The following is an 11158-nucleotide window of genomic DNA, read 5'->3' on the forward strand; positions in this document are numbered from 1 at the left end:
TGGACACCTTGCGGGCATTTTTAACGCCGCAGACAGGGATTTTTGACCAAAAACACCGCCGTTGCGTTAATTGTCAACAGACCCTAGCAAACAAATATGAAATAGGCCGTCTGAAAGCAATATCCTTTCAGGCGGCCTGAGACCTTTGCAATCAGAACAACTTATTCAGCCAACAATTTTTTCCAACGTGCGGCTTGGAAGCGCACTTGCTCCGGCGCGGTGCCGCCTAAGTGGTTGCGGGCATTCAAGCTGCCTTCCGGCGTGAGCACTTCATAAACATCCTCAGCCACCAAATCGGAAAAGCCTTGCAATACGTCTAACGGCAAACCGCTCAAATCCACGCCTTTTTCGTCGGCATGGCGCACGGCTTTTGCCACCACTTCATGCGAATCGCGGAACGGCATGCCTTTTTTCACCAGATAGTCGGCCAAATCGGTGGCGGTGGCGAAACCCTGCATCACGGCGGCGCGCATGTTTTCCGGTTTCACGGTCACGCCGCGCATCATGTCGGCGTAAATACGCAAGGTGTCAATCAAGGTGTCAACCGTATCAAACAGCGGTTCTTTGTCTTCCTGATTGTCTTTGTTATACGCCAAAGGCTGCGATTTCATCAGCATAATCAGGCCGGTGAGATGGCCGATTACGCGTCCGGATTTGCCGCGTACCAGCTCCGGCACGTCGGGGTTTTTCTTCTGCGGCATGATGCTTGAACCAGTGCAGAAACGGTCAGCAATATCGATAAAACCGAAACGCGGACTCATCCATAAAATCAGTTCTTCACTCAAGCGGCTCAAATGAATCATCACCAAAGACGCAGCGGCAGTAAATTCGATGGCGAAATCGCGGTCGGACACGGCATCGAGTGAGTTTTGGCAGATTTGTTCAAAACCCAGCAGTTCGGCGGTAATTTCGCGCTGAATCGGATAAGTGGTGCCGGCCAGCGCCGCCGCGCCCAAAGGCATGCGGTTGACACGCTTGCGGCAGTCGGCCATGCGCTCGAAATCGCGGCCGAGCATTTCGACATAAGCCAACATGTGGTGGCCGAAGCTCACCGGCTGGGCAACCTGCAAATGGGTAAAACCGGGCATCACCACTTCGGCATTGGCTTCGGCCAATTCCACCAAGGCCGTCTGAAGATCTTGAATCAGCGTTTGAATGTCGGTGATTTGGTCGCGCAACCATAAGCGGATGTCGGTAGCCACTTGGTCGTTGCGGCTGCGGCCGGTATGAAGACGCTTGCCGGCATCACCGATTTTATCGGTCAGGCGGCGCTCGATGTTCATGTGTACATCTTCCAAATCCAGCGACCATTCCACTTTGCCGGCTTCAATTTCTGTTATAATCTCGGTCATACCTTGCCGGATGGCAGATAAATCATCGGCACTCAATACCCCGCTTTGCTGCAGCATTTGCGCGTGTGCCAGAGAGCCTTGAATATCCCACTTGGCCAGACGCTTATCGAAGCCGATCGAACCGGTGTATTTTTTCACTAATTCGGACACCGGCTCGTTAAAACGGCCCGACCAGGTTTTATCATTACCCATTACACTGTTCCTCAGATATAAAACAAAAAGTTAACCGCAAAAATCAGGTTAACATTATAAAAAACGAAAACGGCTAAGGTTCACATATGTCCATTATACGTCAATTGTCCCAGAAAATATCCCATACTTTCGCCGTACCCAATTTGCGCAATTCAGCCACTATGGCCCGCCTGCTGATTATTGTGATTTTATCGCTGCTGTTGTTTCCATTAATCAGCGAATCTTCGTTGGGCTATACCGAAGAAATCTATCACCATCTGCTTTGGGTGGCGCCGGTGCTTTTTTTGATTTTGCTGAAAGCTTTTTTTGTGAGTAGTTTTCTGCCCTCGCTGCAACATACAAAATATGCTTTCTTCATTTCTTATATTATCAACTTGTTGATTTTTCTGTTTGTTGAGCTGGTGCTGCTGAATAATTTCAACTATCTGGATTCTTTTCTTCAGCATTTTTGCTTATTTAATATTTTCGTACTCGGCTTTATGTTCACCGAAGCTTCGCGTCTCAACAGCTTGGCACCATCGGTTTCCGAAGCCCGCTTGAGTGCACTTACTGCCCGCATTCGCCCGCATTTTCTGTTCAACAGCCTTAATGCCGCCATCAGCTTAATCCGCTTGCGTCCGTATGATGCTGAGGTGTTACTGGAAAATCTGGCCAATTTGTTCCGCGCCCAATTACGTGACGGCAGCCAAAGCAGTACGCTCGGTCAGGAAATCGAATGGGCGCAGGAATATATCGCCATTGAACAAATCCGCATGGGGCATGTGCGCGTGCAAGTGATGTGGCAACATCAAGCACCTGACGACGCGGAAACGCCACATCTTTTGCTGCAACCTCTATTGGAAAACGCCGTTTTTCACGGTGTCGAATCCACCCACCGTCCGGGTATGATTACAGTATTAACCAAATTGAACAAATCATCGATTTATATCCGTATTGAAAATCCATACGCCCCGCCCGATAGTGGTGAAAACCTGAAACCGCATAAAGGCAACTCAATGGCGCTACGTAACCTGAAAGAGCGCTTGGCCTTGATGTACGACAACGATGCCAAAATACAAAGCCGTGAGCTGGACGGCATATTCCGAGTCGATATCCGTCTGCCTTACCGCAAGAAAACATCTGATGTAAACCGTTTATTCGGCGGTTAACAATCAATCTTAACCAAAAAGCCGTCTGAATAGTTTCAGACGGCTTTTTGGTTAAATGTGAAACCGATGTCCAGAACAGCTTAAAACCCTTTTGCTACCCATAAGGCCGTCTGAAAATCCTATTCAATATTCTGTACCTGCTCGCGCATTTGCTCGATTAACACCTTTAATTCTACGGAAGCCTGTGTACTTTCGGCGGCGATGGCTTTGCTGCCCAAGGTATTGGCTTCGCGATTGAGCTCTTGCATCAAAAAATCCAAACGCTTGCCGACGCTGCCTTTGCTTTCGGTCACAATACGGCGCACTTCGCCGATGTGGGTGCGCAGGCGGCTGAATTCTTCATCGACATCGGATTTTTGAATAAACAGGGCAAACTCTTGCTGCAAACGGTCATTGTCGATGTTTGCCACAGCATCGGCCAAGCGTGTACGCACTTTTTCCATATGCGCTTCCAGCAGGTTTGGGAACAATTCGCTCAAAGCATCGACAATGCCTTCCATTTTTTCCAAACGGTCGAGCAGGTGGTCGGCCAGTTTTTTACCTTCTCGTTTGCGGGCGGCGGCAAACTCTTTTAAAGCCTGTTTCAACAAATCCTGCACGGTTTGCGCAAAAGCCTCTGAATCTTCGCTTTGGCTGGCCAATACACCCGGAAACTTCAAAATATCCGCCACGGTCAGTTTGCCTAAGCCGTCAAACTCATCACGCCATTTCTCATTTAAGTCGGCCAGTTGCGCCACTAATTCCTGATTCACTTCCAAGCCTTGCGTACCTTGGGCGATGTCTTGGATTTGAATGCGGCACTCCAATTTACCGCGCACGGCTTCGGCCGCAATCTGCTCGCGCAACGCGCCTTCCAAATGGCGCAAATCATCAGGCATGCGGAATTGCACGTCTAAATAGCGGTGGTTCACCGCACGGATTTCCAAATTAATGCGTTTGCTGCCACATTCACCGGCGGCGTTGGCAAAGCCGGTCATACTGCGAATGGCCATGGTTTTACTCCGTTTCTATATGAATTACGAGTGAAAGTGGTTTCAATATACCATAGCGACCCGGCAGATGATAGGCCGTCTGAAAGAAGCTGCTATAATCGCCCTATAGTTTTAATTAAGGAATGTTTCTATGACCCACCCTATCCGCACCAACCGCGCCGCCGACAGCCTGCGCAACATCCGCATCACACCGAATTTTCTGCCGCACGCCGACGGCTCGGTGCTTATTGAATGCGGCAACACCAAAGTGATCTGTACCGCCTCAATTGATGAGAACGTACCGCCGTTTCTGCGTGGCAAAGAACAAGGCTGGGTAACGGCGGAATACGGCATGCTGCCCGCTTCCACTGCTTCGCGTATGCGCCGTGAAGCGGCTTCGGGCAAACAATCGGGCCGCACACAGGAAATTCAGCGTTTAATCGGCCGCTCGCTTCGTGCGGTGGTGGACATGAAAAAACTGGGCGAGCGCCAAATCCTAATCGATTGTGACGTCATTCAAGCCGATGGCGGCACGCGTACCGCTTCGATTACCGGCGCATATGTCGCGCTGCAAATGGCAGTGAACAAATTACTTTCAGACGGCCTGATTTGCGAAACACCAATTCTCGAAGCGGTAGCTGCCGTATCTGTGGGCGTGGTGGCAGGGGTACCGCTGTTGGATTTGGATTATCCCGAAGACTCCGGTTGCGACAGCGATGTGAACATCGTGATGACTGCTTCAGGTAAAATCATCGAAATCCAAGGAACAGCAGAAGGTGCGCCGTTTACGCTTGATGAATTGGGCAAATTGATTGCCTTAGGCCAAAAAGGCATTGCCGAATTGGTACAACACCAGCTAGCTGCTTTACAGGCTTAATTCAGATAACAAAGCCGTCTGAAACTGTTTCAGACGGCCTCTTTTATATATTTTTTACAATCAATGGATATTTTTCATTCACTTTTTGCGCAATACCAAGGTGTCGCTGCCGAACTGGTTGCATTGGAACTGGTCGCCGTAATCTTCGGTATGGTCAGCGTGTGGCTAATCCGCAATGGCAGCGTGTGGGGTTTTCCGGTCGGCATTGTCAGTACCGCGGGGTTTGTGTGGCTGCTGTGGGTTTATGCTCTCTACGGCGATATGCTGATTAATGCTTATTACACGGTTTTAAGTGTGTATGGCTGGATAAACTGGTCGAAGCGGCAGCAGGCAGATAAAACCTTCCGCATCTCCCCTTTTGTACACAAAGACTGGTTGGTCTGCATGGCTTTGAGCCTCTTCAGTGTGCTGTTTGTCGGCTTGGTTTACTGGTTCAAGCCCTACATCAACAATAGTTTTTCCTGGCAGGGTGTCAGCGCAGGATTTGCGCATTTCACATGGCCGGATTACACCGATATTTTCACGACCGCGCTGTTTCTGGTGGCCATGTGGCTGATGGCGGAAGGCAAAATCGCCCACTGGATTTTATGGATCATTGCCGATGCCGTATCGGTGCCGCTTTATTTCCATAAAGGGCTGACCTTCAGCGCCTTTCAATATATCGTGTTTACCCTCATCGCCATCAGCGGATATGTCTCATGGAAAAAAATCTCAGCCAAACAAACACAAGCCTCCACCGCGTTGCCGTAATCGGGCCGGAATCAACAGGCAAAACCACGTTATCGCAAGCATTGGCAGCGCATTTCCAAACCCATTGGGTACCGGAATACATGCGCGGCTACTGCCAAATTTTGTGGGATGAATCACGGCAAATCTGCCGCCAAGAAGATTTACTGCCGATTGCGCAAGGTCAAATAGAATCTGAAAACCGGCTGGCACAAATCACGCGTGATGTACTGATTTGTGATACTTGCCTGTGGGAATTGGTGGTATATGCCTATCTCTATTTTGGTGAATGTCCGCCCGATTTGGAAGCTGCCGCACTGTCTTCACATTACGACACTGTTTTACTGACCGATATTGATGTGCCGTGGGTAGCCGACGATTTACGCGATAAGCCGCAAGAACGCGAAAAAATATTGGCTTTATTCCAAGACTTCCTTAAGCGCAACCATATCGCGTTTACCCTCTTGAGTGGTTCGCATGAGCAGCGTTTGCAACAAGCCGTCGATCTGATTGAAAATGCTTTAATCAAATAAGTCATCAAAGGCCGTCTGAACATCATTTTTCAGACGGCCTTTGATGACTTTCCAGCCGCTATCATTCACACAAAAACAAATACTAACATTGTCAACAATGTTATGAAACTGCCCCATTTCACAAAGGGTTAGGCCATGAAGCTGAATTAATCTGGTTGCAATCTTGAATTTTATGTAAAAAATAGTAATAATAACCGAACTTTTCTCACCAACGCAGCAACAAACCGCTGCCCCAACTTCCAAAGAAAGCACGAAAAAAATGGCGTTAATCGTACAAAAATACGGCGGCACCTCAGTCGGTTCCGCCGAACGCATTAAAAACGTAGCCAACCGTGTTGCCAAAGCCCGCGCCGATGGCCATGACGTTGTTGTCGTGGTATCGGCCATGAGCGGCGAAACCAACCGCTTGGCCGCCTTGGCACACGAAATGCAAGACACGCCCGACCCGCGCGAGTTAGACGTCGTATTGTCCACCGGCGAACAAGTCACCATAGGTTTGCTGGCCATGGCCTTGAAAAACATCGGCGTGGATGCCAAGAGCTACACCGGCTGGCAAGTTGCTTTGAAAACCGACACCGCCCACACCAAAGCCCGCATCGAAAGCATTGATGACGAAAAAATGCGTGCCGACTTAGATGCCGGCCGCGTGGTGATTGTGGCCGGTTTCCAAGGCATCAGCAACGAAGGCAATATTTCCACCCTGGGCCGCGGCGGTTCGGATACTTCTGCCGTTGCCTTGGCTGCTGCTTTGAAAGCAGACGAATGCCAAATCTATACCGATGTAGACGGCGTGTACACCACCGACCCTCGAGTGGTGCCTGAAGCACGCCGCTTGGATACCATTACTTTTGAAGAAATGTTGGAACTGGCCAGCTTGGGTTCGAAAGTTTTGCAAATCCGCTCCGTAGAATTCGCCGGAAAATACAAAGTACGCCTGCGCGTATTGAGCAGCCTGCAAGATGGCGGTAACGGCACCTTAATTACCTTTGAAGAGGACGACAACATGGAAAGAGCTGCCGTAACCGGTATCGCCACCGACAAAAACCAAGCCCGCATCAACGTGCGCGGCGTACCTGACAAACCGGGCGTAGCCTACCAAATCTTGGGCGCGGTAGCCGATGCCAACATCGAAGTCGACATGATTATCCAAAATGTCGGCTCGGAGGGCACCACCGACTTCTCATTTACCGTTCCGCGCGGCGATTATAAAGCCATACTGAGCCTGCTGAACAACTTGAAGGACAGCATCGGCGCAGCGGATATCGATGGCGACGACACCGTATGCAAAGTTTCCGTAGTAGGCATGGGTATGCGTTCCCACGTCGGCGTGGCAGCAAAAATCTTCCGCACTTTGGCTGAAGAAGGTATCAATATCCAAATGATTTCGACTTCGGAAATCAAAGTATCAGTATTGATTGACGAAAAATACATGGAACTGGCTACCCGCATTCTACACAAAGCCTTTGAATTGGAAAAATAATTTTTCTGATTAAATAAAAGGCCGTCTGAAAGATTCATCTTTCAGACGGCCTTTTAGCATTGAATCAAACTATTATTTTTTCAAACGTGCCGTTGCTGTTTTATCCAATAAGCAACCGCGGGTCACGATTTGATCGACCACTTCGGCTTTGCCGTTGACTTGAGTCGTGCCACGGATTGTCAGCATACCGCCGTCAACTTTATCCACGTTGGCTGGTGTTGCTTTTTCGGCAAACCAAGCTACGTTTTCGCCCCAAAAGATATTCTGGTCGTTGGCACCGATTACGCGGAACAGATTCGGTGTCAGCTCGTTTTTAAAGCGAACTTGTGCCGCTACCAACTGATTGTTTTTCACACCATACATCACGGTCAGTTTCTCTTCACCTTTAGCGCCGCATTTATAGGCAACTTCTTTAGTTGAATCAATAGAATCCACTTTAACCGTTTGCGGGCCACTCGCAGCTTGTGCTTGCTGTTGCGCCGGTTGGGCTTGGGTTTGAGCCGGCTGCTTGGCAGGGGTCGGTTTGGTGCCGGTGCTACTACATGCCGACAAAGCCACAGTAGCCGCAAGAGCCGAAGCGATCCATTTCAAATTTGCATTCATGTGTTTACTCCTATTAATATGATTCTGATTAATGTGCCTGTCACCTTAGCAGAAAAAGCCGTATTTGTATTTGGATTTGAATGAAAATATCCAAACCTTGTCCCCACAAAACCAATTGGGCCAGCTACCATAAGAAAAATAAAACCACGAAAACAAGCCTCTAAACCAAGAATTTACATACGAAAAACTTAATTAATTTTAGTAAAGGTATATTTTACATAAATCATTTGACCCTAAGCTGCCTAAAAAAAGCTGAATTCAGACGATTTGGTAAAACAGTATGACATTAAAAATCATGTATGTATGCCTGTATTTAAAGATGTTTTTTCATGCAGTCTAAAAACCGGATTGACTAAAATGCATCGCTACAGCCTGAAAGAAATACAAAAAATTAAAGCCTTGCTGAAATCAGTAAGGCTTTAATCAAAATCTGGCACGCCCACGGGGAATCGAACCCCGGTTACCGCCGTGAAAGGGCGATGTCCTAACCGCTAGACGATGGGCGCGGAATAAAGGATTTTTCTTAGCTGGCGCACCCGGAGCGATTCGAACGCCCGACCCTCTGGTTCGTAGCCAGATACTCTATCCAACTGAGCTACGGGTGCGCTGCAAGAAAGATTTAAATTATAGGGATACGCTCAAAATCTGTCAAGCATTCAACTGGAAAAAAATCTCAAAAAGTGTAGAATGCGCGTTTGTTTGTTGAATTTACAGGAAAAGAAGAATGGCGCACGCTTCGCGTTGGCCGCGGTTGGCTGCTGCTTTTTCCCGCATAGGGTTGCCGGTGGCGGTGGTGGATTTGGAAACGACCGGCGGCAATCTCTACCAAGACCGTGTGACGGAAGTGGCGGTATTAAGTTTTGATAACGGCCAAGTCAAGCGTTATGAGTGGCTGGTCAATCCGCAGCAGCCGATTTCAAGCTTTATTACCCGCTTAACCGGCATTGATAATGAGTTGGTCAAAGATGCGCCGTTTTTCGGTCAAATTGCGGCCGATTTGCTGCCGCTTTTGCGTGGTACGCTGCTGCTGGCACACAACAGCCGCTTTGACTATTCTTTTTTACGGCATGAATTTCAACGCATAGGCATCGATTTTGCGGCACCGGCTTTGTGCACGGTGCAATTGTCGCGCCGCCTGTATCCGCAATTTCACAAACACAATCTCGACAGCATCATCGAACGTATGGGGATTTCGGTGGAAAACCGCCACCGTGCCATGACCGATGTTTTGGCTTTGGTGGATTTTTTGGAAAGAAGCTTGGAGGAAAAAGGCGAAGAAGAATGGCTCAATCACAGTCGTGCATTACTGAATCCGAAAATGCTTCCGACTTGGCTGCCGGATACATTGGCCGAACAGATCTACGCCCTACCCGACAGCGAAGGCGTGTTGGTATGGCTGGATAAATACGGTCAAGCACAAGCGCTGCAATCGCATACGCGCGCTTATTTTGAAGTGGCGGCCATGTTAAACGGCAAAAAAATTCCGAGTTTTGTACAAAGCGCGGTTTCGATTCATTTTATGCCGGCCATCGGGCCTGTGCATGCTTTGTGGTTGAAAGCGCAAGCCATGGTGCAATTTAATCTCAGCCCGTCGGAAACTTTTCGCACGTTTACCACGGTGCAATTTTCACCGGACGAACACGGCGTATTGCAGGCTCGATTAGTGCCGATGAGCAACGGCATTCACCCTCATCGCCCTTATGGTTTTTTCCTGCACAGAAAAGGCGCCAAACGCGCTTTGGCCGCATGGGCGCAGGAACACGGCCTTTGTCCCGATTCGCTGAATATCCTGCCGGAAACCCATGCCAAAAACGAACCTTGCCCGATTCAGGCCATCGGCCAATGCGACGGCTCATGCCAAAATGCCAACGGTGTATCGCAGCAAAACCGCCGGATCCTCTCGCTCGCGCCCTTGCTGCCGGTGGCCGATTGGGGCAGAGCGCACGAAATCGATATTCGCGAAACAGACAAATTATCCGGCCAAACGCTGACTTTCCGCTGCACTGCCAATGCCGTCGCCCTGCCCGACGGCCGCTGGTATTTCGATGACACACTGCCCGCTATTATCAAAGCCAAATTCAAACAAGGCAAAACCGTCATCAAGATTCTAAATTGAGTTTCAGACGGCCTTGGACGATGGTTTGAAAAACCCATCAATCTTTTCCCGTCCATAATATCGTCAAATGCAAGGAGTGTTATACAATAGGCCGTCTGAAACCATTTCCCCACGGCCTTTTCCCATGCAAAATCCCAAAATCGTTTTTTTCGATATCGACGACACCATTTACCGCAAATACACCGATACCCTACGCCCATCGGTCGGCGAAGCCTTGGCCGCCTTGAAACAGCGCGGTATCCTGACCGCCATTGCCACCGGCCGCCCGCCCGTTGCTATTCCTGCCAAGGTCAAAGCCTTGATTCAAGAAGCCGGCATCGATATGCTGGTGACCATCAATGGCCAATATATTGAGTTTCAAGGAAAAACCTTGCAACATTATCCGATAGCAGCCGCTGAAGCAGCCGCGGTGTGCGACTTTTTGGCTCAGCAAAACATCGCTTATGCGTTTGTAAACAATGCCGAAATCTCCGTTTCTGAAGAAACCGGATGGGCCAGAGAAGCTTTATCAAGAATTGTCTCGTCTTATCAAGTTGATGCCCATTATTACCGCCGGCAACCGGTGTATCAATTATTGGCTTTTTACACACAGGAACATGACTCGCCAATCGATGCCGCCGTTGCACAAATGGGTTTCAAAACCGTTCGCTGGCACGAAAACGCGGTGGATATTCTGCGTCAGGAAGGCTCCAAGGCGCGCGGCATTGGCCATGCGATTGGTAAGCTCGGCATAGACATGAAAGACGTCATGGCCTTCGGCGACAGCTTCAACGATGTGGAAATGATGCAGGCCGTCGGTTTTGGCGTGGCGATGGGCAACGGCGAAGAAAGCGTGAAGGCATTGGCCGATTATGTCTGTCCGAGCGTGGATGAAGACGGCGTGTTGCGCGGCTTGCAGGATTTGGGTGTCATTTAACCATATAGATTAATGCCGAACCCAAGATCCGGCTCCTTTGCTACCCGCCCTTTTCTCTCCGCCACTACCTACTAAAGTAGGTAGTGGCATTTTTATTTGTGATTGAACAACATTTTGTCCAATCACAGCTTTCAGACGGCTTTTTGTTGATTTTTCGCTGTTTAGCACGCTTTTTCTTTTAAACATAACTTTCATATTCACAATTCATTTGGAATAGCAAGCCATTTTTTATTCCTGACCATAC

General features: G+C 49.1%; 12 protein-coding genes and 2 tRNA genes. 7 read left to right on the top strand and 7 right to left on the bottom strand.

Features of this window, described 5'->3' with window-relative positions:
• Nucleotides 1-161 precede the first annotated feature (161 nt).
• Nucleotides 162-1544 carry an argininosuccinate lyase gene (argH, locus tag ACFPVS_RS01505; RefSeq protein ID WP_096294771.1) on the bottom strand — a complete coding sequence of 461 codons (1383 nt, stop codon included), beginning with the start codon at nt 1542-1544 and terminating at the stop codon, nt 162-164.
• Nucleotides 1545-1630: 86 nt separating this feature from the next.
• Here argH and ACFPVS_RS01510 point away from each other — a divergent pair, with 86 nt between their 5' ends.
• On the top strand, nt 1631-2692 hold the full coding sequence (locus ACFPVS_RS01510; RefSeq protein ID WP_096294770.1) for a sensor histidine kinase: 1062 nt from the start codon (nt 1631-1633) through the stop codon (nt 2690-2692).
• Nucleotides 2693-2811: 119 nt separating this feature from the next.
• Here the strand turns inward: ACFPVS_RS01510 and ACFPVS_RS01515 are convergent, their stop codons facing one another.
• Complete coding sequence (locus ACFPVS_RS01515; RefSeq protein WP_232507498.1) at nt 2812-3684, bottom strand: YicC/YloC family endoribonuclease; 873 nt, start codon at nt 3682-3684, stop codon at nt 2812-2814.
• Between the two features lie 130 nt (nt 3685-3814).
• Here ACFPVS_RS01515 and rph point away from each other — a divergent pair, with 130 nt between their 5' ends.
• From rph to ACFPVS_RS01530, 3 genes are all read left to right on the top strand, one after another.
• The gene (gene rph / locus ACFPVS_RS01520; RefSeq protein ID WP_096294769.1) at nt 3815-4540 is read left to right on the top strand and encodes a ribonuclease PH; all 726 of its coding nucleotides are present in this window, start codon (nt 3815-3817) and stop codon (nt 4538-4540) included.
• A 63-nt stretch (nt 4541-4603) separates the two neighbouring features.
• Nucleotides 4604-5290 carry a nicotinamide riboside transporter PnuC gene (gene pnuC, locus ACFPVS_RS01525; RefSeq protein WP_096294768.1) on the top strand — a complete coding sequence of 229 codons (687 nt, stop codon included), beginning with the start codon at nt 4604-4606 and terminating at the stop codon, nt 5288-5290.
• Nucleotides 5239-5799 (top strand): AAA family ATPase, encoded by a 561-nt coding sequence (locus tag ACFPVS_RS01530; RefSeq protein WP_096294767.1) that lies wholly within the window; start codon nt 5239-5241, stop codon nt 5797-5799. Before pnuC ends, ACFPVS_RS01530 begins: the two co-directional genes overlap by 52 nt.
• Here ACFPVS_RS01530 and ACFPVS_RS01535 read toward each other — a convergent pair.
• Entirely contained in the window at nt 5788-6051 is a 264-nt protein-coding gene (locus tag ACFPVS_RS01535) for a hypothetical protein (protein ID WP_096294766.1), read from the bottom strand. The two genes, ACFPVS_RS01530 and ACFPVS_RS01535, sit on opposite strands and share 12 nt — an antisense overlap.
• A gap of 7 nt (nt 6052-6058) precedes the next feature.
• Between ACFPVS_RS01535 and ACFPVS_RS01540 the strand changes: the two genes are divergently transcribed.
• Nucleotides 6059-7279, top strand: coding sequence for an aspartate kinase (locus tag ACFPVS_RS01540; protein ID WP_096294765.1), 1221 nt, complete (start codon nt 6059-6061; stop codon nt 7277-7279).
• Between the two features lie 72 nt (nt 7280-7351).
• On the opposite strand, the gene ACFPVS_RS01545 is transcribed toward ACFPVS_RS01540, so the two are convergent.
• From ACFPVS_RS01545 to ACFPVS_RS01555, 3 genes are all read right to left on the bottom strand, one after another.
• Nucleotides 7352-7882 (bottom strand): hypothetical protein, encoded by a 531-nt coding sequence (locus tag ACFPVS_RS01545; RefSeq protein ID WP_096294764.1) that lies wholly within the window; start codon nt 7880-7882, stop codon nt 7352-7354.
• A gap of 431 nt (nt 7883-8313) precedes the next feature.
• Nucleotides 8314-8388 (bottom strand) — tRNA-Glu (locus ACFPVS_RS01550).
• A 22-nt stretch (nt 8389-8410) separates the two neighbouring features.
• Nucleotides 8411-8487, bottom strand: a tRNA-Arg gene (locus ACFPVS_RS01555).
• A 119-nt stretch (nt 8488-8606) separates the two neighbouring features.
• Between ACFPVS_RS01555 and ACFPVS_RS01560 the strand changes: the two genes are divergently transcribed.
• Both ACFPVS_RS01560 and ACFPVS_RS01565 read left to right on the top strand, forming a co-directional pair.
• Complete coding sequence (locus tag ACFPVS_RS01560; protein WP_096294763.1) at nt 8607-9998, top strand: 3'-5' exonuclease family protein; 1392 nt, start codon at nt 8607-8609, stop codon at nt 9996-9998.
• Nucleotides 9999-10122: 124 nt separating this feature from the next.
• Entirely contained in the window at nt 10123-10914 is a 792-nt protein-coding gene (locus tag ACFPVS_RS01565) for a Cof-type HAD-IIB family hydrolase (RefSeq protein ID WP_096294762.1), read from the top strand.
• A 9-nt stretch (nt 10915-10923) separates the two neighbouring features.
• On the opposite strand, the gene ACFPVS_RS01570 is transcribed toward ACFPVS_RS01565, so the two are convergent.
• Entirely contained in the window at nt 10924-11109 is a 186-nt protein-coding gene (locus ACFPVS_RS01570) for a hypothetical protein (RefSeq protein ID WP_157742688.1), read from the bottom strand.
• Nucleotides 11110-11158: the final 49 nt, after the last annotated feature.

The sequence above is a fragment of the Neisseria weixii genome (assembly GCF_042658245.1).
GTDB classification, from domain to species: Bacteria; Pseudomonadota; Gammaproteobacteria; order Burkholderiales; family Neisseriaceae; genus Neisseria; species Neisseria weixii.

Bases quoted from the DNA above. Each gene is read 5' to 3' on its own strand.
- rph (WP_096294769.1), top strand. From the start codon at position 3,815: ATGACCCACCCTATCCGCACCAACCGCGCCGCCGACAGCCTGCGCAAC.
- ACFPVS_RS01570 (WP_157742688.1), bottom strand. From the start codon at position 11,109: ATGAAAGTTATGTTTAAAAGAAAAAGCGTGCTAAACAGCGAAAAATCA.
- ACFPVS_RS01530 (WP_096294767.1), top strand. From the start codon at position 5,239: ATGGAAAAAAATCTCAGCCAAACAAACACAAGCCTCCACCGCGTTGCC.
- ACFPVS_RS01565 (WP_096294762.1), top strand. From the start codon at position 10,123: ATGCAAAATCCCAAAATCGTTTTTTTCGATATCGACGACACCATTTAC.
- ACFPVS_RS01540 (WP_096294765.1), top strand. From the start codon at position 6,059: ATGGCGTTAATCGTACAAAAATACGGCGGCACCTCAGTCGGTTCCGCC.
- ACFPVS_RS01510 (WP_096294770.1), top strand. From the start codon at position 1,631: ATGTCCATTATACGTCAATTGTCCCAGAAAATATCCCATACTTTCGCC.
- ACFPVS_RS01515 (WP_232507498.1), bottom strand. From the start codon at position 3,684: ATGGCCATTCGCAGTATGACCGGCTTTGCCAACGCCGCCGGTGAATGT.
- pnuC (WP_096294768.1), top strand. From the start codon at position 4,604: ATGGATATTTTTCATTCACTTTTTGCGCAATACCAAGGTGTCGCTGCC.
- ACFPVS_RS01545 (WP_096294764.1), bottom strand. From the start codon at position 7,882: ATGAATGCAAATTTGAAATGGATCGCTTCGGCTCTTGCGGCTACTGTG.
- ACFPVS_RS01560 (WP_096294763.1), top strand. From the start codon at position 8,607: ATGGCGCACGCTTCGCGTTGGCCGCGGTTGGCTGCTGCTTTTTCCCGC.
- argH (WP_096294771.1), bottom strand. From the start codon at position 1,544: ATGGGTAATGATAAAACCTGGTCGGGCCGTTTTAACGAGCCGGTGTCC.